24 protein-coding genes are annotated in these 25,106 nt (G+C 59.9%); 12 read left to right on the forward strand and 12 right to left on the reverse strand.

Annotated features, from left to right (window positions below):
- The first annotated feature begins 48 nt into the window (after nucleotides 1-48).
- Nucleotides 49-1,164, forward strand: coding sequence for an anhydro-N-acetylmuramic acid kinase (locus tag AAD018_RS13405; protein ID WP_367314597.1), 1,116 nt, complete (start codon nucleotides 49-51; stop codon nucleotides 1,162-1,164).
- A gap of 281 nt (nucleotides 1,165-1,445) precedes the next feature.
- Complete coding sequence (locus AAD018_RS13410) at nucleotides 1,446-1,688, forward strand: EF-hand domain-containing protein (protein ID WP_367314598.1); 243 nt, start codon at nucleotides 1,446-1,448, stop codon at nucleotides 1,686-1,688.
- 52 nt (nucleotides 1,689-1,740) lie between these two features.
- On the opposite strand, the gene ilvN is transcribed toward AAD018_RS13410, so the two are convergent.
- The 4 genes from ilvN to AAD018_RS13430 all read right to left on the reverse strand — a co-directional run bounded on the left by ilvN (nucleotide 1,741) and on the right by AAD018_RS13430 (nucleotide 5,397).
- Nucleotides 1,741-2,298, reverse strand: coding sequence for an acetolactate synthase small subunit (gene ilvN, locus AAD018_RS13415; protein WP_367314599.1), 558 nt, complete (start codon nucleotides 2,296-2,298; stop codon nucleotides 1,741-1,743).
- A 3-nt stretch (nucleotides 2,299-2,301) separates the two neighbouring features.
- The gene (locus AAD018_RS13420; protein WP_367314600.1) at nucleotides 2,302-2,697 is read right to left on the reverse strand and encodes a hypothetical protein; all 396 of its coding nucleotides are present in this window, start codon (nucleotides 2,695-2,697) and stop codon (nucleotides 2,302-2,304) included.
- Between the two features lie 95 nt (nucleotides 2,698-2,792).
- A complete protein-coding gene (locus tag AAD018_RS13425; protein ID WP_367314601.1) occupies nucleotides 2,793-3,638 on the reverse strand; it encodes an FkbM family methyltransferase in 846 nt (281 codons plus the stop codon).
- 13 nt (nucleotides 3,639-3,651) lie between these two features.
- Nucleotides 3,652-5,397, reverse strand: a complete 1,746-nt coding sequence (locus AAD018_RS13430; protein WP_367314602.1) for an acetolactate synthase 3 large subunit — start codon at nucleotides 5,395-5,397, stop codon at nucleotides 3,652-3,654.
- 513 nt (nucleotides 5,398-5,910) lie between these two features.
- On the opposite strand from AAD018_RS13430, the gene AAD018_RS13435 reads away from it, so the two are divergent.
- The 3 genes from AAD018_RS13435 (at nucleotide 5,911) to AAD018_RS13445 (ending at nucleotide 10,468) form a co-directional block, all read left to right on the forward strand.
- Nucleotides 5,911-6,993: a TRAP transporter substrate-binding protein gene (locus AAD018_RS13435; RefSeq protein ID WP_367314603.1), complete on the forward strand. Its 1,083-nt coding sequence runs from the start codon at nucleotides 5,911-5,913 to the stop codon at nucleotides 6,991-6,993.
- Nucleotides 6,994-7,120: 127 nt separating this feature from the next.
- Nucleotides 7,121-8,104, forward strand: a complete 984-nt coding sequence (locus AAD018_RS13440; RefSeq protein WP_367314604.1) for a TRAP transporter small permease subunit — start codon at nucleotides 7,121-7,123, stop codon at nucleotides 8,102-8,104.
- 12 nt (nucleotides 8,105-8,116) lie between these two features.
- Nucleotides 8,117-10,468 carry a TRAP transporter large permease gene (locus tag AAD018_RS13445; protein ID WP_367314605.1) on the forward strand — a complete coding sequence of 784 codons (2,352 nt, stop codon included), beginning with the start codon at nucleotides 8,117-8,119 and terminating at the stop codon, nucleotides 10,466-10,468.
- 109 nt (nucleotides 10,469-10,577) lie between these two features.
- Here AAD018_RS13445 and AAD018_RS13450 read toward each other — a convergent pair whose 3' ends face one another.
- From AAD018_RS13450 to AAD018_RS13465, 4 genes are all read right to left on the reverse strand, one after another.
- Nucleotides 10,578-10,967, reverse strand: a complete 390-nt coding sequence (locus tag AAD018_RS13450; protein WP_367314606.1) for a VOC family protein — start codon at nucleotides 10,965-10,967, stop codon at nucleotides 10,578-10,580.
- The gene (locus AAD018_RS13455) at nucleotides 10,964-11,779 is read right to left on the reverse strand and encodes an arginyltransferase (RefSeq protein WP_367314607.1); all 816 of its coding nucleotides are present in this window, start codon (nucleotides 11,777-11,779) and stop codon (nucleotides 10,964-10,966) included. The genes AAD018_RS13450 and AAD018_RS13455 overlap by 4 nt, the downstream gene beginning before the upstream one ends.
- A 123-nt stretch (nucleotides 11,780-11,902) precedes the next feature.
- Nucleotides 11,903-12,346, reverse strand: coding sequence for an RDD family protein (locus AAD018_RS13460; RefSeq protein WP_367314608.1), 444 nt, complete (start codon nucleotides 12,344-12,346; stop codon nucleotides 11,903-11,905).
- Nucleotides 12,347-12,408: 62 nt separating this feature from the next.
- Nucleotides 12,409-12,852 (reverse strand): DUF2852 domain-containing protein, encoded by a 444-nt coding sequence (locus AAD018_RS13465; protein ID WP_367314609.1) that lies wholly within the window; start codon nucleotides 12,850-12,852, stop codon nucleotides 12,409-12,411.
- 174 nt (nucleotides 12,853-13,026) lie between these two features.
- Here AAD018_RS13465 and AAD018_RS13470 point away from each other — a divergent pair, with 174 nt between their 5' ends.
- Both AAD018_RS13470 and AAD018_RS13475 read left to right on the forward strand, forming a co-directional pair.
- Nucleotides 13,027-15,756, forward strand: a complete 2,730-nt coding sequence (locus AAD018_RS13470) for a [protein-PII] uridylyltransferase family protein (RefSeq protein ID WP_367314610.1) — start codon at nucleotides 13,027-13,029, stop codon at nucleotides 15,754-15,756.
- Between the two features lie 61 nt (nucleotides 15,757-15,817).
- Nucleotides 15,818-16,054, forward strand: a complete 237-nt coding sequence (locus AAD018_RS13475) for a hypothetical protein (RefSeq protein ID WP_412005271.1) — start codon at nucleotides 15,818-15,820, stop codon at nucleotides 16,052-16,054.
- Here AAD018_RS13475 and eda read toward each other — a convergent pair.
- Both eda and AAD018_RS13485 read right to left on the reverse strand, forming a co-directional pair.
- Entirely contained in the window at nucleotides 16,038-16,679 is a 642-nt protein-coding gene (gene eda / locus AAD018_RS13480; protein WP_367314612.1) for a bifunctional 4-hydroxy-2-oxoglutarate aldolase/2-dehydro-3-deoxy-phosphogluconate aldolase, read from the reverse strand. The genes AAD018_RS13475 and eda overlap by 17 nt on opposite strands.
- Nucleotides 16,680-16,964: 285 nt before the next feature.
- On the reverse strand, nucleotides 16,965-17,570 hold the full coding sequence (locus AAD018_RS13485; protein WP_367314613.1) for a pyridoxamine 5'-phosphate oxidase family protein: 606 nt from the start codon (nucleotides 17,568-17,570) through the stop codon (nucleotides 16,965-16,967).
- Nucleotides 17,571-18,002: 432 nt separating this feature from the next.
- On the opposite strand from AAD018_RS13485, the gene AAD018_RS13490 reads away from it, so the two are divergent.
- Entirely contained in the window at nucleotides 18,003-18,851 is an 849-nt protein-coding gene (locus tag AAD018_RS13490) for a sulfotransferase family 2 domain-containing protein (protein WP_367314614.1), read from the forward strand.
- Nucleotides 18,852-18,887: 36 nt separating this feature from the next.
- On the opposite strand, the gene edd is transcribed toward AAD018_RS13490, so the two are convergent.
- Entirely contained in the window at nucleotides 18,888-20,687 is a 1,800-nt protein-coding gene (gene edd / locus AAD018_RS13495) for a phosphogluconate dehydratase (RefSeq protein ID WP_367314615.1), read from the reverse strand.
- Nucleotides 20,688-20,955: 268 nt separating this feature from the next.
- On the opposite strand from edd, the gene AAD018_RS13500 reads away from it, so the two are divergent.
- Nucleotides 20,956-22,053, forward strand: coding sequence for a vWA domain-containing protein (locus tag AAD018_RS13500; protein WP_367314616.1), 1,098 nt, complete (start codon nucleotides 20,956-20,958; stop codon nucleotides 22,051-22,053).
- A gap of 22 nt (nucleotides 22,054-22,075) precedes the next feature.
- Here the strand turns inward: AAD018_RS13500 and AAD018_RS13505 are convergent, their stop codons facing one another.
- Entirely contained in the window at nucleotides 22,076-22,873 is a 798-nt protein-coding gene (locus AAD018_RS13505) for a phenylalanine 4-monooxygenase (RefSeq protein WP_367314617.1), read from the reverse strand.
- 127 nt (nucleotides 22,874-23,000) lie between these two features.
- Here AAD018_RS13505 and AAD018_RS13510 point away from each other — a divergent pair, with 127 nt between their 5' ends.
- The 3 genes from AAD018_RS13510 to AAD018_RS13520 all read left to right on the forward strand — a co-directional run bounded on the left by AAD018_RS13510 (nucleotide 23,001) and on the right by AAD018_RS13520 (nucleotide 25,105).
- A complete protein-coding gene (locus AAD018_RS13510) occupies nucleotides 23,001-23,480 on the forward strand; it encodes an Lrp/AsnC family transcriptional regulator (protein ID WP_367314618.1) in 480 nt (159 codons plus the stop codon).
- A gap of 121 nt (nucleotides 23,481-23,601) precedes the next feature.
- Nucleotides 23,602-24,567 carry a TRAP transporter substrate-binding protein gene (locus tag AAD018_RS13515; protein WP_367315195.1) on the forward strand — a complete coding sequence of 322 codons (966 nt, stop codon included), beginning with the start codon at nucleotides 23,602-23,604 and terminating at the stop codon, nucleotides 24,565-24,567.
- Between the two features lie 10 nt (nucleotides 24,568-24,577).
- On the forward strand, nucleotides 24,578-25,105 hold the full coding sequence (locus AAD018_RS13520) for a TRAP transporter small permease (RefSeq protein WP_367314619.1): 528 nt from the start codon (nucleotides 24,578-24,580) through the stop codon (nucleotides 25,103-25,105).
- Nucleotide 25,106: the final 1 nt, after the last annotated feature.

Consider the following 25,106-nt stretch of genomic DNA (forward strand, 5'->3'; position numbering starts at 1 on the left):
TGCGGGTGCCGCCTTCTATAGTGGCGGTCCTTGGTCAGGGAAAGCGGCATGTCGAAAGGGTCTGTCCTGCGCGTTTTGGGTTCAATGTCGGGAACCTCGCTCGACGGGGTCGATGCGGCGGTCCTAGAAACGGATGGAGAGCGGATCTTAGGCTTTGGGCCGAGCGACTACCGCGCCTACACTTCGACGGAGCGAGAGGTGATCCGGGCTGCCTTTGGTCAATGGTCTGGGCCGGAGGTCGAGGCGGCAGCAGATGTCGTGACGTCCGCGCATATCGATCTCCTTTCGCAGTTCGAAGATATCGATCTGATCGGGTTTCACGGCCAGACCCTGTCTCACGATCCGGCCCATCATAGGACTCTGCAGGCCGGCTCGGGCGAGCGGCTCGCCGAGATGCTGGGCTGCCCGGTGGTGCATGATTTTAGATCGGCGGATGTCTCGGCGGGAGGGCAGGGCGCGCCGCTCGCTCCGTTCTATCACCATGCGTGTGCGCGTTGGATGAAGGAAGATAAGCCGGTCGCCTTTCTCAACCTCGGCGGCATCGCGAACCTGACTTGGTGCGATCCGTATATGCCCGATCCATCGCAGGACGGAGCGATCCTTGCTTTCGATACCGGGCCTGCAAATGCGCCGCTCAATGATCTGATGAAGACCCGCCTTGGCCTTGCCGAAGATCAGGATGGACGGCTTTCAGCGGCGGGGCATGTCGATGAAACGATCGTCGCCGCTGTTCTGACCGATCCCTTCTATTCAGACCTCCCGCCGAAATCGCTGGACCGGCTGGATGTCGTGGATCTGGTAGACCGCGTTGGCGCGCTGTCCGATGCAGATGCGGCAGCGACCCTATGTGCTGTGATAGCCGCCACGGTCGCTGCGGGGGTGAGACACTGTCCGTCCCGGCCGGGCCGATTGTTCGTGACGGGCGGCGGACGGCACAATCCGGTGATGATGGCGATGATCGCGGCTCGGACCGAGGGCGCCGCTGATCCGGTCGAGGCTGTCGGTCTGAATGGCGATATGCTCGAGGCGCAGGCCTTTGCCTTTCTCGCAGCGCGGGTGCTTCGCGGATTGCCGACATCTGCGCCCGGTTCGACAGGTGTTACCGCACCGATCTGCGGCGGATTCGTCACAGATCCCGGGAAGCTGGCAAAAATCGCTTTGTAAAACCCAAAGCGATTCGCTCGCGGGTTCGTCCAAATAGGCCAATTCTGGCTGCGCACCGCTTAAAAGCCCTATTTTTTATGGTGCTAATCCGCCGAAAAAGCCCCCTACCGGCAGCTCGCGCGGAAAGCCGCGCCTGAAAAATGGGCCGTGCAGCAAAGCTCCGCGTGGATATCGGGCAATCCTCGGTTTGTGTGGCGATACCGATCGGCCTGCTGTCAGATCAGTCTCGAGGACGCAGATACAGGCGCTTCTCGTAACAGTGATCAACAGGAGTACTTACAATGAAAAAGCTTGTCTTGACCCTTGCTGCAATTGGTTTCGCCCTTCCCGCTATCGCTCAGGAAGTCGATCCTGCGATCGATACCGATGGTGATGGGCTCTACAGCTACCCTGAGCTGACCGCTGCATATCCCGACATGACGGAAGACCTGTTCACGGCAATCGACGTGAATGCCGATGGTGCAGCCGATGTCGAAGAGATGGCGGCAGCTGAAGCGAATGGTCTCGTCCCTTCGGGCGGCTAAGACCGAGCTCCGCCGCCTCCCCTCTCTATCTTCCCCCCGGAGGCGGCGGGACTTACCCGCGAGACAGGGCAGCAACGCCCGTCCGCGCAATATCCGACAGACCAAGCGGACGCATGAGATCGATGAAGGCATCGATCTTTTCGGGCGTTCCGGTCAGTTCGAAAACGAAGCTCTCAAGCGTGCTGTCGACGGCCTTGGCCCGAAAGATATCGGCCATGCGCATGGCTTCGACCCGCTTGTCACCGGTTCCCTTCACTTTCATCAAAGCCAGCTCCCGCTCGACGGATGCGCCTTCGACGGTGAGGTCGTGCACCTCGTGGACCGAAACGATACGGCCCAGCTGCGCCCGGATCTGCTCGATCACCTGCGGCGTGCCGGTGGTAACGATCGTGATGCGCGAGCGGTGTCCCTCGTGGTCGATTTCCGCAACCGTCAGGCTTTCGATATTATAACCGCGCCCCGCAAAGAGGCCGATCACCCGTGCCAGAACGCCCGGCTCGTTGCCCACGACGACCGCGAGGGTGTGACGCTCGATCGTTTCGGAGAAGGCGGGGCGCAGGTTGTAGGCGGAATGGCTCGTGGCGCCTTTTTTGATCTTAAGGGCTGACATATCCTATTCCTCTTTCTCGTTGTGGTTCCGCAAACCCGTCCGGATCAGGGAAGCCCGGCGTCGACCTGACGGGGTCTGGCCGGCCGTTTCATCAAGCAAAGCGCGCTCTTCGCTGCGGTGTGCCCTGTGCGTGGCCGCATTTTTAGTGCCCCAATGTCTGTCTTTACAACGATGGGAGAGCCGAAGGGCATCCGCATTTTCTTCGGAATACTCTGCGAGAGTCAGATCGACCTTTCCGGTCCGCCGAACACGACGGTTCTCAATGGCCTTTATCGTCCTCGCATGCTTGCGCGCGGCCTTGTCAGAGCTGTTGGCCATGATCTTGCGTTGACGCGCATCGTCCTTTTCCTTGCGCTTTGCGGGATCCAGACCCCTAGCGCGATCTTTCTTATCGATCATCTCTTCAATCCCGCTCTTTCTGAGAAAATTGCCGATTTTGGCCGAAGCGAATTGCGATTGCCATCTTGAAGCCCGGACTTAGCATTTCGGCTATCTCACGTCCCGAAATAGCGGCTGAAGGTTCCGCTCAGCTCACTGCTTTCCGGCACGCAGAGGACGTCGAAGAACTTTCTGTAGGTCGCGAGACTGCTGATATGGCGAACCCGGAAGATGTCGTGAGGGCCGTTTCGGGCGAAATCATTGACATAAAAGACGTATCCCAGCTTCTTCATGAACGCATCGAGTTCGGTTAGCTTCGTTCCGAAGCTGGCCATCACGTGCCGGGCAATCTCCATATAGATCAGTGGCTTGGTTCCCGAGACATACGTGGAAGAGCCCAGAAGCAGACCTTCGATACCTTCCAGGTCGATTTTTATGTAGTCGGGCCGGAAGTACCGCTCGACAAGCTGATCGATCCCGAATTGCGGCGTCTCTATTTTAGGAGCTGTGTCGTGCTGCTGCACGGAAAGCCTACTGGCCCCGGTATTGGTTTCATTTTCGGCCAGAGAGAACCGGTCTTCGGACGGAACCATCAGAGCATTCAACACCGTGACTTTTGGACGGCCATCGATCTGGAGTCCTTTTTCGTCCTGCGTTAGGCGGCCGATATTGCGATCCAAGATCGCTGCGGTGGCGGGGCTTCCCTCGACCGCCAGAATCTGCGCATTGGAGGACAACTTTGCCATCGCGGTCATCGAGAACGTGCCGATATGCGCGCCAAGATCGAACATTTTGGTGTGAGGCATCAAAACACTTGTGGCGAAAGCGAATTCGGGCCGAGTGTGGTTCCCGAATTGCTCAAGATGTTCGGTGATGAGGTCATCTTCATAGGCTTCGATCGGACCGAAGCAGGAGTCTACGGTCACGATCTTTTTGCGTTCGAGGGTCGATGGCTCGCTCATCTGGTGATCCTTGCTAGACCAATACTGCCCCCGTGGCCGTGATCTGTCCCTGAGTTTGCGCATTGGCGAGCAGCATCTCATTGTGCGCCTTACCTGACGGGATCATCGGGAAACAGTTCTCGTGCTTCTCGACCAGGCAGTCGAAAAGAACCGGACCGTCGTGATTGATCATCTCCATGATCGCATCGTCCAGATCTGCGGGATCTGAAACCATGATCCCCTTGGCTCCGAAGGCTTCCGCCAGCTTGACAAAATCGGGTAAGGCCTCGGACCAGCTTTGGGAATAGCGCTCTCCATGCAGGAGTTCCTGCCATTGGCGGACCATGCCGAGGCGTTCGTTGTTGAGGATGAACTGTTTGACGGGTAAGCGGTACTGAACTGACGTGCCCATCTCTTGCATATTCATCAGCCAGGAGGCCTCGCCGGCGACATTGATCACCAGTGCATCTGGATGGGCCAGTTGCACACCGATCGAGGCGGGGTGGCCATAGCCCATCGTCCCGAGCCCGCCAGAGGTCATCCATCGGTTCGGCTCTTCGAAGCCCAGATATTGCGCGGCCCACATCTGATGCTGGCCGACCTCGGTGCAGATGTACCGATCATGATCCTTCGTCAGCGCCTCGAGCCGTTCCAGAGCGTATTGCGGCTTGATCGACGGACCTTCTTGGGTAAAGGCAAGGCAATTGATCTTGCGCCATTCCTTGATCTTGTCCCACCAAAATGTGGTGTCGGCGGTCTTCGATCCACGCTCACGCCAGATGCGCAGAACCTCTTTCAGAACGGTGCCAACATCACCGAGGATCGGGACATCGACATGGATGACCTTGTTGATCGAAGAGGGATCGATGTCGATATGAGCCTTCTTGGAGCCCGGGCTGAATGCGTCTGTGCGCCCCGTGATCCGGTCATCGAAACGGGCACCGATATTGATCATCAGATCGCAACCATGCATCGCCATATTGGCCTCGTAGAGACCATGCATCCCGAGCATGCCCAGCCAGTTTTTGCCGGATGCGGGATAAGCGCCGAGCCCCATCAGTGTGGACGTGATGGGAAAGTCCGTCTCGGCGACGAGTTCGCGCAGCAATTGACTGGCTTCGGGGCCAGAGTTGATAACCCCTCCGCCGGTATAGAAGACAGGCCTCTTTGCGGTCTCGATCAGCTCGACGAGCACTTCGATCGCCTCGGGATCGCCGTCAGTCCGGGGAGCGTAATGCGTCTCTACCGCGTGGGCTGGACTGTACTTGCCTGTGGCGAACTGGACGTCCTTCGGAATGTCGATCAGAACCGGTCCCGGGCGACCATGGGTTGCAACGTGAAACGCCTCGTGAATGGTCGCGGACAGACGGTCCGTCTCTTTCACCAACCAGTTATGCTTGGTGCAGGGACGGGTGATCCCGACCGTATCGGCCTCTTGAAAGGCGTCTGAGCCGATCATGAAGGTCGGAACCTGCCCGGTCAAAACAATGATCGGGATCGAATCCATCAGCGCATCGGTCAGACCAGTGACGGCATTCGTCGCACCCGGGCCGGAAGTGACCAAGGCCACGCCTGGCTTTCCGGTCGAACGGGCATAGCCCTCGGCAGCGTGAACCGCACCTTGCTCGTGGCGAACGAGGATGTGACGGATTTCATTCTGCTGGAAGATCTCATCGTAAATTGGAAGGACAGCGCCGCCGGGATATCCAAATACCGTGTCCACACCCTGATCTCTCAGCGCTTGAACCACCATTTTTGCTCCAGTCATCTGACGTGTCATCTTGAGGATCTCCGTGTGTCGTCAGTTCTGCGCGTCATCATACATGCGTTAGACAAAAAAAAGCCCCCGATTGTATCGGGGGCGCATGGGAACCGGTCTGGTTGTCGATTATCGACCCATGCGCCTTTTTCCTACAAGAATGAGTACGAGCTTCATCATTTTCTCCATCGTGCAACATACCTATGCCGGTCTTCTTTTGGGAGGTCAACAGTCCTCGGGAGATTGTGTCGCAAATTTGCGAATCTCCGCAACTTCCTTTCTGCGGAAGAGAGTAGGTGAGGGACCTGCATCCCAATCCGAGATGTAAAGAGCATTCCCCCGCCCATCATCTGTGACCGCTAACGCAACTTTCGGTATCGCAAAGTCGCTGAGAACTTTGGCAAATGCGCCGAAAAGAAGCGCTTTTCCGCTATTTACACCCCTGTCCCAGACGCTAGTCTCGCGCCACTTGCAACGAGTTGGCCCGTCCCCGGGGGGAGGGGGCAGGTTTAAAAAAATGGGAGGATACCACCTATGGATCGTCGTTCTTTCTTGAAGACGTCGGCTCTGGGCGGCTCGGCAGCTGCAGCGACAACGCTTGCGGCACCGGCTTATGCACAGGGCAATCGTACACTGACCATGGTCACGACCTGGGGTCGCGGACTTGCTGGCGTTTTCGACGCGGCACAACGTGTCGCTGATACGATTACCGAAATGTCCGATGGCCAGCTGACCATCGACGTCAAAGCCGCCGGCGAGCTCGTCGGCGCATTCGAAGTTTTCGACGCCGTGACCGCCGGTCAGGCGGACATGTATCATGGCGCTGACTACTACTTCGTCGGTCAGCATCCCGGCTACGCGTTCTTTACCGCCGTGCCCTTCGGCATGACAGCGCAGGAATTGACCAACTGGTATCATTTCGGCGGCGGCATGGACCTGCACGACGAACTGGGTCAGATCTTCGGTCTGAAGTCGTTCCTGGCGGGCAACACCGGTGCGCAGGCCGGCGGCTGGTTCCGCCAGGAGATCACCGGACCGGGCGATTTCAACGGTCTGAAGTTCCGGATGCCGGGTCTTGGCGGCGAAGCACTTGGCAAGATGGGTGCGTCTGTTCAGAACCTTCCGGGTGCGGAAGTCTATCAGGCGCTCGCTTCCGGTGCGATCGACGGCACCGAATGGATCGGGCCTTGGGCTGACGAAAAGGCCGGTTTCCAGGAAATCACCCAGTTCTACTATGCTGCAGGCTTCCATGAGCCTGGCGCAGGCCTGTCGCTTGCGACGAACCGCGATGTCTTTGAAGAGCTGACACCCGCGCAGCAGAAGATCATCGAGATCGCCAGCGCCGAAGCGCACCAATGGAACCTCGCTCAGTTCCTCTCCAACAATGGTTCGGCACTTCAGCGTCTGCAGTCCGGCGGTGTGAAGATCCTCGAATTCCCCGACAGCGTCTGGGATGCAATGGGCACTGCGGCTGAGGAAACGCTCAACCAGTATATGGATGACGAGCTTTACGCTCAGATCCATGGAAGTGCGATGGAGTCGATGCGCTCCTCTTCCAACTGGATCACGCGCTCCGAGGGCGTGTACCGGACCCAGCGGGATCGTATCCTGGGCTAATTGCCCGGATAAAATCCGCACGACGATCACGTCAGGCCCTTTCCTTCCGGGAAGGGCCTTACGAAAAACAAGACCGCAGGGATGCACATAGTGCTTGGAGCGGCCTTGTTCTATCGGGGGCTTTACCATGGAAAACGAAACCGCCTGCACCGGATTTTTTCGGGCCCGCGATGAGGACACGCTTAGCTGTCTGGATGCATTTCAAGAGAGCGGCGCGATACAGTGGTTTTTCGGCAATCTTCTTGAAGCCTTCTACAATATAGGCGCGGCACTCGCGCAGCCGGCGGCCTGGCTCAATTGGTCTGACAAAGAAGCGCTCATGCGTTTCATCTACTTCGGCGGCTCGGTCGAATTTTTCTTTGCGGTGCTGCTGATCGTTTTGGTCGTCGCGATCATCGGGTTCATCCGAAATGAATTCATGTGGGGCGTCGTGCGCGGCCTCGAAGGAGGGGCGAACCTGATCGGTCGCATCTTCGCATGGGCCGGTCTTTTGATGGTGCTCCAGCAGATCCTCATCGTTTTCATGCAGCGGATTTTCACGGCGTCGCAGATCTCACTCGGTATCGGCACCTCCTTCACAAAGGACATCAGCTGGTGGGCTGAAATGCTGAAGTTCGAGAACGCGCTCGTGGTGACGTTGTGCTGCACCTACACCTTCGTGCAGGGCGGCCATGTGCGCGTCGATCTGGTCTATTCCGCCATCGGCCACCGGGCCAAGCGGGTCATCGATATGTTTGGCTCGCTGGTCTTCATGATGCCGGTTGCCATCCTAGTCTGGCTCTATGGCTGGTTCTTCCTCTGGCGCCACCTTGTTACCCCAAACCCATCGGCATCGGACACGTTGGATCGGTTAATGATGAAAAGCCGCGCCCTACGCTGGAATGTCGAGACAATCGGCTTCTCTCCCAACGGGTTTGACGCCTACTTCCTCTTCAAGGTCCTTCTGGTGATGTTTGCGGGGCTGGTCTTCCTACAGGGCATCGCATTCTTCTTCCGCTCCTTTCTGGAGTGGAAAGAGGGTGAAGAGAGCGAAGGTAAATATCTAGACAGAGACGTTCTTGAACCCGGGGAGGTCGAAATGGCCGCGCCCGAACATCTTGCGCGTCAGTAAGGGGCGGACGATATGCTATTCGGTCTAGACGGAGTTGAAATCGGGCTCCTTATCGTCTTCTTGACGCTCTTTGCCGGGATCCTGTCCGGCTTTCCCGTCGCCTTTGCCATTGGTGGCTCCGCCATCATCTCCTTTGCTATTATAGCGGCGCTCGACAGCGCGGGCCTGCTGATCCATCAGGCTATCGATACCTCGTCCGAGCAGTATAGGGCCCTTGTCGCTGAGGGATTGAGACCCGACACGATATCGGTTTTCCGATATCCCGATCTGCCGCGGATCGGAGAGCCTGTTTTCATTCAGGGCTGGGAGACGGCGCTGGACCGCAATGTGTCCTTCATCGTTAACCGCATCAACGAACGAGTGCTGGCCGGTCAGTCGATCGAAACACTTCTCGCCGTCCTGATGTTCGTCCTGATGGGCATCACGCTCGAGCGGTCCCGGATCGCCGACGATCTGCTCAAGACGATGGCCCGCGTATTTGGCCCGCTTCCGGGCGGTTTGGCCGTTTCCGTCGTCGTGGTCGGTGCGTTCCTTGCAGCCTCGACCGGGATCGTCGGAGCCACCGTCGTTACGATGGGCCTTCTCTCTTTGCCGACGATGCTCAAGAACGGATACTCTCCACAGCTTTCTACCGGGGTCATCGCCGCCTCCGGAACGCTTGGACAGATTATTCCGCCTTCGATCGTGATTGTTCTTCTGGGAACGCTCGCTGGGGATCTCTACTCGGCCGCACAAGAACAACGCGCCCAGGACGTGGGTTGCTCGGATGCGCTGACCTATCTGGGCGAGCCTGCGGTCGTTTCCGTCGGAACGCTCTTTCAGGCGGCATTGCTGCCCGGCATTCTCCTCGCGCTGCTTTATGGCCTCTACGCTTTTGGATACGCTTTGCTGAACCCATCCAAGGCCCCGGCGGTCGAGATGGGAAGCGCCAATGGCGAGATCATCACCCGAAACGAGGCTCTGACTTGGTTTCTGGGGATCCCGGCCGCGCTGATCATCGGGGTCATCGTTCTAGGCCAAGTTAACATCGTTGGAAGTCAGTCCGTCCGGGTCGACAGCTTTTCGGATGCGGGTCAGTCTGCGTCGCTACGCACAAATGTCTCACCTCAATGCGCGGAGGCTATGATTGAACTGCATGGCCAAAGCGCCTGGGACGCGGCCTTAGCCGAGCAAGCGGTCATCAACGAGGCAGGCGGGGTCGAACAAGCCAGAGAGCTCACGCCAGAAGAACGGCTCGAGCGGATGCAGGAGCGGATCGACAACGCTCCGCCCATCGGCACCGGTCTTGCTGTTGGATTTCTCCTGCTTGCTCTTTGGCTGACAGTTGCGCGTGGGGTCGCGCCGACGGCCAATCCACGGCCGCTGATCATTGGTGGTATCGGGATCGTGTTGGCCATCCTTGCGGATATCTTGCTGATGGGACCGACAATGCGGCCCGGAGTAAGGACACTTATTCTGGCAATCCCGCTCGCGCTTGCTCTTTATGGATGTGCCAAGGCAGCGGTTTTGTTGGGCCGAAATGAGCTTTTGCGCGTGGTCTTCCCGCCGCTCGTCTTGATCGTCGCGGTTCTGGGCTCGATCCTTGGCGGGATTACCAATCCGACGCCAGCGGCGGCACTCGGCGCGGGGGGTGCGCTGCTCCTGGCCGCCTATCGCCGTCTGAAAGATCAGGGCCGCTCGGGAATGATTGTCATTCTGACAACGCTTTCGATCGTGACGATGATTTTGATCGGGGTGAACTTCGATCTGCGGGTGAACCGTCCGGGCGCCGACCTTCAAAGCTGGCTCGCCTTTCTTGCGGCTTTCAGCTGCTTTCTCTTCGCAATGTTCGGAATTCTTTACAGCTGCGCCGTCCTTTGGCTTGGAGGGGTTCTGACGCCGGTCGTGCGAGAGACGGCCAAGGTCACGAGCATGGTCTTTACGATCCTGATCGGGTCCCAACTGCTGAATCTGGTGGTAATCTCCTTTGGAGGAGAGCACTACATCCAGCAATTCCTTAGAAGCTTTGACAATGAATTCACGGTCTTCCTCATCGTGATGCTGGTGCTCTTTATCTTGGGCTTCGTGCTCGACTTTCTTGAGATCATCTACATCGTCGTGCCGATCGTGGGGCCGGTGATCTATGGCGGAACCATGGATCCCAAATGGGTCACGATCATGATCGCGGTCAATCTGCAGACGTCCTTCCTGACACCGCCCTTTGGCTTTGCACTCTTCTATCTCAGGGGGGTCGCACCCAAAGAGGTGACGACGGGTCATATCTATGCAGGCGTCATTCCCTTTGTTCTGATCCAGGTTGCGGGTCTGACCTTGCTGGCCTTATTCCCAGGTGTCGTCACGATCATTCCAAACCTGTTGAATTAGGCTCGACGCTGGAAAGATTTTTCTAGAAAAATCTTGGGTTCATATCCTTCTAGAAGGATATGTACTCCAAAATCTTCTAGAAGATTTTGCCTCGCCTGGAAGGTCAGGTTCAGGAAAGCTGCAACAGGTCCCAGCGATTTCCGAACGGGTCGCGAAAAACCGCGACGGTCCCGTAGGGTTCGTGTCGCGGCTCTTCTTCGAAGATGACACCTGCAGCCGAGAGCCGGGCATGCTCAACTGCAAAATCTCCTGTCTGCAGAAAGAAACCAACCCGCCCGCCGGCCTGCCGGCCCACGGCTCTGTTCTGTTCCGGTGTGGCAGCACGCGCCAGAAGAAGAGCTGTTTCCGCCCCTGGAGGCGCGACGAGAATCCAGCGCTTGTCGGCGGTTAGGGTTTTGTCCTGACGCAGTTCAAAGCCCAGCACACCAACGCAAAAAGCGAGGCCTTCATCATAATCGGAAACCAGAAGAGCTACGGCATGCAGATGCGACCGCGTCATTTGCTTGTAGGGCGACTATCCGGCAATTGAATGCGAGCCACTTGCTCGGCGATCGGATCAACAGAGAGGGGATGTGCCTCTTTCGCGAAATGCGAAGGATCGGTCAGGCGCTGCCATTCTCCGCCGCGGTAGACTTCGAGCGCTCCGAACCGACTTTTATATCCCATCTTTGGTGAGCCCGGGACCCAGTATCCAAGATACACATAAGGCAGATCAGCCTCTCGGGCGATATCCACATGATCGAGGATCAACTGTGTCCCCAAAGATCGCTTTTCGAGCTTTGGATCGAAGAAGCTGTAGACCATCGAAAGACCGTCTTCGAGCACATCCGTCAGGCACACACCGCGCAAGACATCACCTTCATGATACTCGACCACGCGGCTTCTGATCGGAGTTTCCTCGATCATGGCCGCGAATTCGTAGATATCCATATCCGCCATACCGCCATCGGAATGGCGGCTGTCGAGATAGGTTCGGAACAGCGCATATTGATCATCCGTCGCCCAAGGAGAGCTGACCTTTCGAACAAGATCCCCATTCCGCTTGAGAATACGGCGCTGACTCTTCGACGATTCGAAATCGGCGACGCGGATTCGCGCAGACAGGCAGGCGGTGCATTCCGAACAGGCCGGGCGATAAAGGACATTCTGCGAGCGCCGGAATCCCTGGCGCGACAGAGTGTCGTTCAGCTTTTCGGCATTGTCGGTTTGCAGGGCAGTGAAAAGCTTACGTTCCATACGGCCGTCAAGATACGGGCAAGGCTGGGGAGCCGTCACGTAGAACTGAGGGGCGATCGGAAGGGTGTGGCGCATAACACTTCTTAAGGTTGATCCTCAAAGACTAGCGTGACGTTTGTCAAAGGCCAAGATGACTTTGCCCTCAGCCTTAAAGGATCCTTAAGTCTTTGGTCGCATTCCGCGAGCCGGAACCGCGGCCTACACCGCTCGGTTGAGCATCGCCGTACCCAAAATCATGTCGGACAGGCTTTGTCCGCGCGGGGTCGTCAGCATCAGAATAACAGAGATCAACTGTAATGGCGCCACAAGAACCGCACCGATATAGAGCGCGGTATGCATGAAGGCCTGATCGCTACTCAATCGATCTCCATCGGCATTCCTAAGCTCGATCCCCATCAGGCGCATGCCCCATGTGCCAGACCGGGCCGAGATCGTGATCCACCTATAAAGCGCTCCGACAGCAAGCATCATCGCAGGGAAGACAAGAAGGCCGAGAAACGCGGTGAATGGCAAAAGCAGGACGCAGAGGATCGCAACAAGCGTTACATCGATGATCCAGCTTAGCGCCCGTTTGACCGTTACGCTTTCGTAGAAATCCGGCGCGTGGATAGGATCGGGCAGGCGGGTCAATGCTACAGACATCTTGGTCTCCGGGTTGGTATTCATGAGCGGCCCAGATTGGGGCCGCTCTTCGATAAATAGGATCAGGCAGGCTGTCCGTTCGGGGTATCGTTCTCATCGCCCTGATCGTCATCCTCGCGGCTCGCACGCTCGTCCATGAACTGATCGAATTCTGCCTTATCCTTCGCGTCCCGCAGGCGTTCGAGGAATTGCTCGAAGCTGGCTTGCTCGTCTTCCAGGCGGCGCAGGGTATCGGCCTTGTATGCATCGAAGGCGCTATTGCCCGTCGAGCTTCTTGAGCTGTGGAGTTTACGGGAGACGCAGCCACCGCCACCTGCGAACATGCGCTTACCAAAGATCATATAGGCAAGGATCGCGAGACCAATGGGCCAGACAAAAATGAACCCGAGGACCATTGCGACGATCCAAGCTGGCTTGCCGCGCTCGTCGAGCCAGGCTTCCGAGCGCGCAAACCAGTTTGGCCGGCGCATCTCGGTCGTTTGCGGGTAGGGGGACGCGGTATACATTCAGATCTCCTTTGGGTCGGTAGAGGGCGTTTCGACATCATGTGAAGGCTTTTCACATTATTGAAGATGGGAATGGGTCAGCAGCAGATCAAGAGACAATGTGAAAGTTTTTTACATCAGAGCGCCAGAGAATTGCATTGACGCCGGACAATAGGCGTCCACACAGTTGATTTTATGAGGTTTGCTTCACGGATCCTTCGATCGCCGCGCCCCTTCGATCCGTCGCTGGGAAACGATATCGAACGCCGTTTTTACGATGAGAACCCTGCCTTGAGAGCTCTCATTCGGGGCGCTGCAGGATGTAGCCCGTACCTCGCCGATCTTCTGCGGCAGGAAGAGACCTGGTTCCGCTCCGCATTGGATCACCCGGAGATGGCCTGCCGATCAGAACTTGGCGATCTGGCTCGCCCGCTTCCCGACCTTGGCCCCCGTCTTCGTCAGGCAAAACGGCGTGTTGCCCTGATGACCGCGCTTGCCGATCTGGGCGGAGTATGGACGCTAGAGCAGGTGACCGGCTGGCTAACCGATCTTGCAGATGCAGCCATCACCGCTGCGCTCTCTCCTTTGATCGATGCTGAACGGACACGCGGACGATTGCCGGGAGCAGCGCCGATGGCGGGTTTATCGGTGCTTGCCATGGGAAAGATGGGAGCGCGCGAGCTCAACTATTCCTCCGATATCGATCTTATCTGCCTTTTCGATGAGACACAGTACGACCCATCCGACTACGCGGAGGCGCGTGCCGCTTTGATCCGGATCACCCGCAAGATGGCGGCACTTCTGAACGACCGAACTGCGGATGGATATGTGTTCCGGACCGATCTGAGGCTTCGGCCTGATGCCAGCGTCACGCCGGTCTGCCTCTCGATGGAAGCGGCGGAGCGCTATTATGAGAGTGTCGGTCGGACATGGGAAAGGGCTGCGTATATAAAGGCGCGTCCCGCGGCGGGAGATATCAGGGCGGGGCAGGGATTTCTCGACACGCTTGCCCCGTTTGTCTGGCGCAAACATCTAGATTTTGCAGCGATCCAAGACGCTCACGACATGCGTTTGAAGATCCGGAAGCACAAGGGTCTGCATGGCCGCGCGCTTGATGGATACGACCTGAAACTGGGCCGTGGAGGTATTCGGGAGATCGAATTTTTTACCCAAACCCGCCAGCTGATTGCAGGCGGGCGCGACCCTTCGCTTCGATGTCGCGGAACCGTGGAGGCGCTGGACCGCCTGGCCAAAGCGGGATGGGTGCCTGCAGAGACCGCAACCGCGCTCGCGGGTCATTATCGCGCCTATCGGGAGGTTGAACATAGGCTGCAGATGATCCGTGATGCGCAGACCCATAGTCTGCCGACAGGACCTGAAGGCTTCGACCGTCTTGCCGCCTTCATGGATATGGATCCGCCTGACCTTAAAGACATGCTTGGGAAGCGGCTCGAGGCGGTTTCTTCTCTGACCGAGGACTTCTTTGAACCAACGAAGTCCAATGGCGGGCCGCCGTCCGATTTTGGTGCCGATATGGTCGAGCAATGGGCGAGCTATCCTGCACTTCGATCGCCTCGCGCGGTCGAGATTTTTGGTCGACTCAAGCCTGATTTGTTGACCCAGCTTCACCGGGCGGCGCGGCCGGAGGAAGCTTTGAACCAGTTCGATCGGTTCCTGCGCGGTCTTCCGGCGGGCGTGCAGGTGTTTTCGCTCTTCGAGGCCAACCCGCAACTTGTCTCGCTTATCGTCGATATCTGCGCGACTTCCCCGGCTCTCGCTTCCTATTTATCTCGTAATTCCAGTGTCTTGGATGCCGTGATCGGGGGTGAATTCTTCGTTGCATGGCCCGGAGCAGCAGGTCTACGCACTGCGCTGAGCGAAACTTTGGCGGCTGAGGCTGATTACGAGCGGAAGTTGGACACCGCACGTCGCTGGGCGCGGGAGTGGCATTTTCGGGTAGGGGTTCACCATCTTCGCGGGCTGATCGATGCCGATGAAGCGGCTTGCAGCTATGCGGATCTGGCAGATGCCGTGTTGCAGTCCCTGTTGCCCGTTGTCTCTGAAGAGTTTGCCAAAAAGCATGGGTCCGTGCCGGGGGGACGCGCTTTGGTCGTGGCGATGGGATCCTTGGGCGCGCAGCGTCTGAATGCCACGTCGGACCTTGATTTATTGGTGATTTACGAGGCCGAGGCCGGAGCGGATTCCGATGGCGGGCGGCCCCTTGCGGCGCGGCTGTACTATGCCCGTCTGACACAGGCGCTTGTCACAGCCCTGTCTGCGCCAATGTCGGAGGGGCGGCTCTATGAGGTGGATATGCGCCTCAGGCCGTCCGGGCGACAAGGGCCCGTCGCGACCGGTTGGGACTCCTTTCAAAGCTATCAGCGAAATGAAGCGTGGACATGGGAGCATCTAGCGCTCACCCGCGCCAGAGCAGTCGCGGGGCCCGAGGTTTTCTGTAAAAGGTTCGAGGCATTTCGCGTGGATTTGCTCGTCGATATGGGCCAGAAAGACGCCGTTCTGGCGGACCTTGACGACATGCGGCGGCGCCTGTTCGAGGCGAAGCCCGGAGGTCTTTGGAACATGAAGGACGGGCCGGGACGCCTTCAGGACATTGAACTTTTCGCCCAAAGCCTGACGCTGCTCGCGGGTTCTCCGGAGCGCGGGATCGCTCAGCAGCTGGAGGCTGCGGATGAGACGGAGCTTGCAGATGTCGCCCGGCTTCTGCGAACGCTCCAGACGGGAATGCGGCTTTTGACGGCCGGTCCGTTCGAGCCTGAAGCCGCGGGCGAGGGCGCACGGGCGTTTCTCCTGAGAGAGACAGGCTTTGCGACAATGGACGATCTGCAGGGGGCTCTGATCGATCAGATCGATCGTGCGGAGGCCCGGATTTCAGCAGCCCTTGCCGGAGCTAGAGGCGCGCCCTAGGTCTTTGTCCAGCCAGGGGAAAATTGTCATGTGCAACAAGGATATAGATCCTAAGGGGCTGATGCGTGAGGCCTACCGGATCGAAGGGATCGCGGCTTCGGAATGCCGATCGATCTTTCTGGACTGGGTTTTGACCGTCCCGGATGGGGAGGCGGTCAGGCCGCGGATCGAGACCTTGCTGATGTCCTATGGGATCGTGGAGCCCGATCATCCGATGACGCAGGTCCTGCGGGATGGTTTGGGGGCAATGGCCGAGCCTCGGCGGCGCGGTGGACGGCGAGCTAGGACAGGCGAGTGACCGCCTCTCGGGCGAGGTTTTCTATTGTTTTCCAATCCTTTGCCTCGAACGCCTTCGTTGGAGCGACCCAGCTTCCGCCGACGCAGAGGGTGTTGGAAAGACCCAGATAATCAGGCGCATTGGCGAGGCTGACGCCTCCTGTGGGACAGAAGCTGATCTGCGGGAGAGGAGAGGCGAGCGCCTTGAGGGCGGGGGCGCCTCCGTTGGCTTCGGCGGGAAAGAACTTCTGGATTCTGTATCCTTTTTCAAGGAGTTGCATGGCCTCCGTGGCCGTGGCTGCGCCGGGCAGGAGAGGGAGATCATTGGCCTCTGCGGCGTCCAAAATTCGGTCGGTGGCGCCGGGGGAGACGCCGAAAGTCGCGCCGGATTTCTTTGCGTTTTCAACGTCTTGAGGAGTCAGGAGGGTGCCTGCGCCGACATGGCCTCCGGCGACCTGGGCCATCTCGGCGATGACTTCGAGGGCGGCCTCTGTGCGCAAAGTTACCTCGAGGCAGGGCAGGCCTCCGGCGATGAGCGCTTCGGCCAAGGGCTTGGCATCGCTCGCTTTTTCGACGATCAGGACCGGAATGACCGGAGCTTTGCGGCAGAGGGCTTCGGTAGCGTCGCTCATCTTTTCTGGGGTCATCAGAGCCTCCTCTTTCGGTTTAGCAGTAGCGGATTGAGCGACAGATGGAAGAGGTTAACACGCGCAAAACAAGGGATTTGGCCCTTCGGTATCTGGTCGGTATCGCGTCGGTATCTGGTCGGTGGATTCCCGGCATGATGCGGGGTTAACGAAGCGTTCGGACAAAAGGCTGCGCAACGCTGGAACCATAGGCAAGGATCGGTGGTTGGCGCCTGATTTGCGGCCGGGAAGTGCGTCGAAGGGGGAGGCCCCGGCTCGGGGGCCGGGGCGCGTCGCGCGGGGTGTCTACCACATCGTCTTTCTGGCGCGGTCCGGCCATGCAGCGTCGTAGGACGGGCCGCCGACCTCTCCTTCGGTCATCGAGGCGAGGATGTCACCGGGGGTCGGAAGGTCCGGCGCCTCTTGCCCGGTCCAGAGGCCCGCGCGCAGGACGGCGCGGGCGCATTGAAAATAGATCTCGCCGATCTCGATGAAGAGGACGCTTCGGGGCGCTTTGCCGTGAATGGCGAAGCGCTCGAGCGTGCCGGGATCGGCAGCGATGCGGCCGGTGCCGTTTACGCGGATGACCGTGGCCGAGCCGGGCACGAGGAACATCAGCGACAGGCGCGGATCGCGGATAATGTTGCGTAGCGTGTCGATCCGGTCATTGCCGCGCCGGTCGGGTAGGGCGAGCGTGGTGTCGTCCACGATCTGCACAACGGCCCCGTCATCGCCGCGCGGAGAGCAATCGGTCCCCTTGGGCCCGACAGTGGCAAGTGCGCAGAACGGCGCGGCTTCGATCCAGGCGCGGTATTCTGGGGTGAGGTGGCGGGCGACCTTGACCGTGGAGGCGGGTCTGGGCGTGCCGTAGAGGGCGAGGAGCTCGTCTTCGGAGGTGAGGAAGGTGGGCATGGGGAGGGGTTTAGCGGGGAGGGGTTTAGCGGAAGAGGCGTCATGCGGATAGGGTTCGTGGATGCGCGCGGGTTAAGAGAGGTCCCGGGTCAAGCCCGGGACGTCAAATCTGTCTGCGCGTGTGCGGACCACGTGGTCCTGTGATTTATGGTGGGTTTGGGTGACGGGTGAAATCACCCATCCTGCGCTTGCTGCATCTTGTAAAAGATCCTGAAGCGGCTGCGGCTCTGTGCCGTCCAGCGGATTGGCTGCCTTGTACCAGTGGAGAGCGGTGCGGGACGTCTTGTTCGCGGCTATCCTCTGGTGGCCGGATCCGCCGCAATGCGTTGGAGGCTTAGGACGGAGGGTGGTATTGGAGAGCGGCAGAAAGCCATCGGACAAGCAGGCGCCCGCATCCGGATTGCGGGCCAGACAAAGGACAGGACCTCAGAAATGAGATGGTCGAGATCGAATGAAAAGGCAGCCAAGATCATTGCCAAGGCAGAGAATTTGAATGCGGTCCATTATCTTTTTACGATCTCTAACCTCCCGATACGATATCTCGTTATTCCAAAATCTGGCTGTACTTTCGTAAAGAACGTCCTTTGGCGTCTCGAACAGGGAACGATCTACGAAAACCAGATCAGAATTCACAAGGAAGACCGGAATTTTCTGAGGGCTATGGCGCTTGGCCTTACGGACAAGGATGTCGCGCAGGAAGATTTTGCGTTCACCGTCATCCGCCATCCGGTGGATCGGTTTTTTTCCCTTTACTCCGACAAGGTAATTGGCGAGCGGCATCGGAGTTTCGTCCGTCTGCGCGACACTCTCCTCGCGCATTACGATCTGGATCCCGATGCATCGACCATTGAGGCGCATCGTGCGAACCTTTACGCACTGGCATCCTTTATCGAAGAGAACCTTGCGGATGAGCGGCATCTTCCGCGAGATGGCCATTGGACGCCGCAATTGGGTCGCAAGAAGCGGATGCACGCGGCCAATCTGAAGATCCTGCTGTTGAACGATCTGTCCAGTCAGCTTGAGCTTCTTCTCTCTCCCATCGTGCCTGACATTGGAGAGGTGATCGCATCCCTGGAAAAGAACCGATCCGGACGCGCGTTAGGCCAGAAGAAAGAGATACTGGACCCTGCGCTGCGTCGGCGGATCCTGGACATCTATGGATTGGACGCGACATTTTTCTCGGCGACGAAGGGGCGATGGAACGAGATCATGCGGCGCGACGATCCATGGGCGCATATTCCTCGCTACAGGCAGATCGATCGGTGGCTGAAGTCGCGCTAGGTGTCTGGAGCTGGCGTGGTCTCAAGTCTCTCGAACCTATACCACCACCCCTGCGCCTGCGCTGGCCATGCCGCAGTTCTTTCGAAACGCTTCGAACAGCTCGCGGCCGACGCCGGTGCCGTTGCCGGTGAGGTCGGGTTTGGCGGGCTGGCGGGCAGTCAGATCGGCGTGGGTTTCGATCGTGCCGGTGGTGGCGTCGAGGCGGACGATGTCTCCGTCCTGGAGATAGGCGAGGGGGCCGCCCGCCGCCGCTTCGGGGCAGACGTGGATGGCTGACGGGACCTTGCCTGAGGCGCCCGACATGCGGCCGTCGGTGACGAGGGCGACCTTAAGCCCTCTGTCCTGCAGGACGGAAAGGACGGGCGTCAGGGCGTGCAGCTCTGGCATGCCGTTGGATTTCGGGCCCTGGAAGCGCAGGACGACGATGGTGTCGGAGGTGAACTCTCCGTTCTGGAAGGCGGCTTTGACGTCGTGCTGGTCGTGGAAGATGCGGGCCGGCGCCTCGATGATGTGGCGCGAGGGGTCGACGGCGGAGGTCTTGATGACGCCTGTGCCGAGATTGCCCTTGAGCTGGGTGAGCCCGCCATGCGGCGAGAAGGGGTCGGAGGCGGGGCGGAGGATGCGGTCGTTCTGGCTGGTCGTGGGGCCGGGGCCGTAGGTGAGCGTGTCGCCGTCGAGCTTGGGCTCCTGGGTGTAGAGCTCTAGCCCGTCTCCGGCGGCGGTGCGGACGTCCTCGTGCAGGAGGCCCGCCTTGAGGAGGTTGCCGATCATGTAGGCGAGCCCGCCTGCGGCGTGGAAGTGGTTCACGTCGGCCAGACCGTTCGGATAGACCTTGGCCATCTGCGGGACGGCTTCGGAGATGTCCGAGAAATCCTCGAGCGTGATGTGGATCCCGGCGGCGCGGGCCATGGCGGGCAGGTGGATGACGAGATTTGTGGAGCCGCCGGTCGCCATGAGGCCCACGAGACCGTTGACGAAGGCTTTCTCGTCGAGAACCTCGCTGACCGGGGTATAGGCGTTGCCGAGGGCGGTGATCTCGGCGGCGCGTTCGGTGGCTGCTTTGGTGAGCGCGTCGCGCAAAGGTGTGCCGGGATTGACGAAGCTTGCGCCGGGCAGGTGGAGGCCCATGAACTCCATCAGCATCTGGTTGGTGTTGGCGGTGCCGTAGAAGGTGCAGGTGCCGGGGCCGTGATAGGAGGCCATCTCGGCCTCCATCAGCTTATCGCGGCCAATCTCTCCGGCGGCGAATTGCTGGCGGACCTTGGCCTTTTCGTCGTTGGGCAGGCCGGAGGTCATGGGACCGGCGGGCACGAAGAGGCCTGGGATGTAGCCGAAGGTGGCGGCGGCGATGATGAGACCGGGGACGATCTTGTCGCAGACCCCGAGATAGAGCGCGGCGTCGAAGGTGTTGTGCGAGAGGCCCACGCCTGCGGCCAGCGCGATGACGTCGCGGGAGAAGAGGGAGAGCTCCATGCCGGTCTGGCCTTGGGTGACGCCGTCGCACATGGCGGGCACGCCGCCTGCAACCTGCGCGGTGGCCCCGGCCGCGCGGGCGGCCTCCTTGATCTGATCGGGATAGGTGGCGAAGGGTTGGTGGGCGCTGAGCATGTCGTTGTAGGCGGTGACGATGCCGATATTAGGCGCGGTGCCGGTGAGCGCATCCTTGTCGCCGCCCATCGCGGCATAGGCATGGGCCTGGTTGCCGCAGCTCAGATGCGCGCGGCGGGGGCCGTCCTCGGCGGCGCGGGCCATGTTGGAGAGGTAGGCCGTGCGGGTGTCGCGCGAGCGTTCGCGGATCCGGTCGGTGACGCGGGCAATAGTGTCGTCGAGTGGCATGAGGCTGCTCCTGACTGGAGGGGTTGGCGCAAGTTTAGCATGCGGTGTTTGCGCTAACAACGGGCGGTGGATGCATGGCTCGCGTTTGGCTGGAACCTAGCAGCGGAACGGGTGGAGTCGGGTGGATCGGCGCCATCGGTATGGATGGGTCCGACGCGTCATGAGACTGGTTTTCTTTTGGAGATCGGGGGATTGGTCGGTATCTTCTACCTTAGGTTCGTTTTCCTTATTTTATTCGTCTGAGATTATTGGATCCCTGGAGGTTTTCATGAAGACTTTGTCATTTCTGATCGGCGCGTTGATGGCTCTCGCGCCTGTATCGCAGGCGGAGGAGGCGCCCGGGGGGCGGGTTCTTTTCATTCTGGACGGGTCGGGGTCGATGACGCGGTCTTTGGATGGTGTATCCCGGATCGCTGCGGCGACCGATGTCATGGCGGGGTTGATCGATAGCTTGCCGGAGGAGATCGAGGCGGGGCTCATGTCCTACAGTCACCCCCGGCCCCAAGCCTGCGGTGGGGTGGAGCTTATCGCCGCTCCGGGGGCGATGTCGCGGGCGGATATGATGTATTCGCTGGCCTATATCCGGCCCGGCGGCGGTACGCCCATCGCGGCGAGCTTGCGGCGCGCCGGGGCTGTGATCCGCCAGGCCGACAAGGCGGTATCGGTCGTTCTGGTGTCCGACGGGTTCGAGACCTGCGGGGGTGATCCCTGCGCTGTGGCGCGCGAGCTGCGCCGCGAGGGGGTCGACGTCACCATCCATGTGGTGGGGGTCGTGGTGGACGCGAGGGTGAGGGACAGCCTGAGCTGCATCGCCAACACGACGGGCGGAACGTATCATGGCGTCGAGACGATGGATGCGCTGCACGAGACGTTTGGCCAGCTTCGGGACATGCTTGTGCTGGACGCCTCTCTTCCTCTGCCGGAGGAGGATCCGGATGGGGTGTCGAAGATTCGGTTAGGCAGCGGTGTTCTTGGGTCTGTTGATGTAATCGACGCCTCGAGCGGCACCGTGCTGACGCGTTTGTCAGAGACCGCATTCGAGCCGCTTCCGGCGGGCGCCTACCGGTTCGCCTTTCCCAATTTCACCTCGCCGCCCTTCATCGCGGAGCCGAACGATATCCGGACGATCTCGGCCTCGGATTACGGTCTCGCGACCGTCGCCGTTATGTGGTCGTCTGCCAAGTTCGAGCTGCGGGGGCCGACGGGACAGATCTTTCACGTCACTGCCGGCCCCCCGCATCAGATCCCGCCGGGGGAATACACACTCGTGCAGGACGGGATGGACCTTGAGCCGATCGCGATTCCGCGGGGAGACTTCGTTTTCGTCGATGACCGGTGGCCTGGCGGGTTTGAGAGCGACCGGTAACGATCCGCGCCCTTGAGAGACATTAGCTCGCTTTTGCCTCGGGCGGATAGGTCGGGGCGTGCAGGCCCATCTGGCGGGCCGTGCGGATGTCGACATGCAGGTCGCGGTCCATCGCCTCGAAGAGCTGGTCGGCATCTTCGAGGACGAAGTAGATCGGCTGGTGGATGTCGATGCGATAGGGCGTGCGCAGGATGTCGATGACGTCGAAGGGTTTGCGCTGCGGGCCAGCTTCGGTGACGGCATGGATCAGTTCGGTCGGCGATGAGGCGAGGCCGGAGCCGAGGGCCTTGATCTGACCGCCTGACCGGAGAAGGCCGAATTCGATGGTGAACCAGTAAAGGCGGATCAGCCAGGCATAATCGGCGCTCTCGCAGGCGCGGCCGGTTTCTCCGATCTTTTGCGAGAAAACGGCGAAATGGGGGGCGGTGAGAAGCGGCGTGTGGCCATAGATCTCGTGAAAGATGTCGGGCTCTTCGATATAATCGAAATCCTCGCGGCGCCGGATGAAGGAGGCGGCGGGGAAGGTCCGGTTCGCGAGCATGCCGAAGAACTGCTTGAAGCCGATGAGCGCGGGGACAGGCTCGACCTGCCAGCCGGTCAGATCGAGAAGGCGCTCGGAGACGTCTTTGCATTGCGGAATGCGGGTGCGGGGCAGGTCGAGCTTGCGCTGACCGGCGAGATATTCGGGAGCCGAGAACCTCTCGACGTTGGGCTGCTGCCGGGCGACGAGATCGGCCCAGACGGCATTTTCGGCGTCGGTATAGGGTATCTGGCCGCTCTCGTCCGGTATCTTGGCGGTGTAGCTCGTGGAATTTGGCATCGGATCCTCCCTGACTGGTCTGAAGACAGGATATGATGTTGAATGAGGAGGGTTCTGTCTGTTGTTGACGGTTTTGCCGAGATCTGAGGTGGGTTTTTGCGCTGAGGCTCGAAATGAGGGAAAGATCATGCTGGATGTCTATGAGCGCCGGATCCTGCGGGAGCTTCAGCGGAACGGGCGGGCGAGCATGCAGGATCTGTCTCAGGCGGTCGGGCTGTCGCCGTCGCCGTGCTGGCGGCGGGTCCGAAAGCTGGAAGACGAGGGGTATATCCGCCGCTATGCCGCCATTCTCGACGGCAAGAAGCTGGGGCTGAAGGCGTTTGCTTATGTCCATATCTCGCTGACCGATCACAGCGAGGCGTCGGTCGGGACGTTCAATGCGTTCGTGGACGGGAGCGCTCAGGTGATCGAGTGTGCGTCGATCACCGGGGAGAGCGATTACGTGCTGAAGGTGGCCGAGACCGATCCCGAGGCGCTAGAGCATTTCATCATGAAAGAGGTGTTGCGGCTGGGCGTCGTGCGTAACGCGATGACCAACTTCGTGCTGCGCCAGACCAAGGTTGCGGCAGCCCTGCCTGTTTCGCTGGCGGAGCCGGAGGAGGGCTAGGGCCCGAAGTCAATCGGCCATTGCCATTGCGGCTGACTTTACGTCACCATGCGAGACGGTGCCCGTCGAGGTGCCGGAAGGGGGCCGCTGCCAGAGCCCCGGTTCGACAGGAGAGACGATGATGAAGACCTGGATCGCTGCCGCCGCGGGGATGATGTTGAGCGCGGGCGGGGCCCTGGCTCAGGCCTGGGATATGCCGACGCCTTATGGGGATGCCACCTTCCACACGCAGAATATCGCGCAATTCGCCGATGATCTGAGGGAGGCGACGGATGGCGCTTTGGATATCACGGTGCATTCGGCGGGATCGCTTTTTCCGCATGCGGAGATCAAGAACGCCGTGCGCTCGCGGCAGGTGCCGATCGGGGAGTTTCTGCTGAGCCGTCTGTCGAACGAGGATGCGGCTTACGGTCTGGACACGCAGCCGTTTCTGGCGACCAGCTACGAGCAGGCGCAGAAGCTGTGGGAGGCGCAGAAGCCGGTGATCACGGAGCTTTTGGCCGAAGAGGGTCTAATGCCGCTCTTTTCCGTGCCTTGGCCTGCGCAGGGGCTCTACACGAATGGAGAGATCGCGGGCGTGGACGGGCTTGGGGGATTGCGGTTCCGGGCCTATAACGCCTCGCTGGAAGAATTCGCGCAGATCGTGGGCGCGGCGCCCGTGCAGGTCGAAGCGCCGGACATTCCGCAGGCCTTTTCAACAGGGCAGGTGGAGGCGATGATCACGTCGCCCTCGACCGGAGCCAATTCCTCGGCCTGGGATTTCGTGAGCCATTTCAGCCCGATCAACGCGTGGCTGCCCAAGAACATCGTGGTGGTGAATCAGCGGGTCTTTGACGGGCTGGACGAGGCGACTCAAGCTGCCGTGATGGACGCAGCGGCGGCGGCAGAGCAGCGCGGCTGGGAGATGTCGGCGACCGAGGCTGAGGAAAAGACGGCGGTGCTGGCCGAGAATGGCGTCGAGGTTTATGCGCCGAGCGACGCGCTGATGGCCGAGCTTTTGGATGTCGGCACGCAGATGCTGGAGACCTGGGAGGATGCGGCGTCCGATCAGGCCAAGTCGATCCTGACGGGCTATCAGAGCAACTAGGGCGGGCCTTATGCGCAGGATCCTCGATGGGGTCTATCGCGGCGCCGGGTTTGTTGCCGGTGCGATGATCCTTGGGATCTGTCTGCTGATCAGCGCGCAGATCCTGCTGAACCTGTCGGCGCGGATTTTCGGGCCCGTGCTGCCCTCGACCATCCCGTCCTATGCGGATTTCGCAGGCTTCATGCTGGCGGCGGCGACGTTTCTGGCGATGCCGCATACGCTGCGGGAGGGGGCGCATGTGCGGGTGACGCTGGTCACGGACCGGTTCGGTCCGGGCGTGCGGCGCTGGCTGGGCGTGGCGGTGCTGGTGCTGGTCGCGGTGGCGGGGGGCTATGCGAGTTTCTACGCGGGCAGCCTGATCGAAGAGAGCCTGCGCTATGGCGATACCTCGACGGGGATCGTGGCCGTGCCGCTTTGGATCGTGCAGGTGCCACTGGTTCTGGGGCTGGGGCTGTTCACCGTTGCGGCTTTGGACAGCGCGATCGAGCTGGTACGCCGTCCGGCAGAGCCTCGGTCCTGCAAAGCGTGGAAGATCTGAG

It is taken from the genome of Aestuariibius insulae, assembly GCF_040783535.2.
Taxonomy (GTDB): domain Bacteria; phylum Pseudomonadota; class Alphaproteobacteria; order Rhodobacterales; family Rhodobacteraceae; genus Aestuariibius; species Aestuariibius insulae.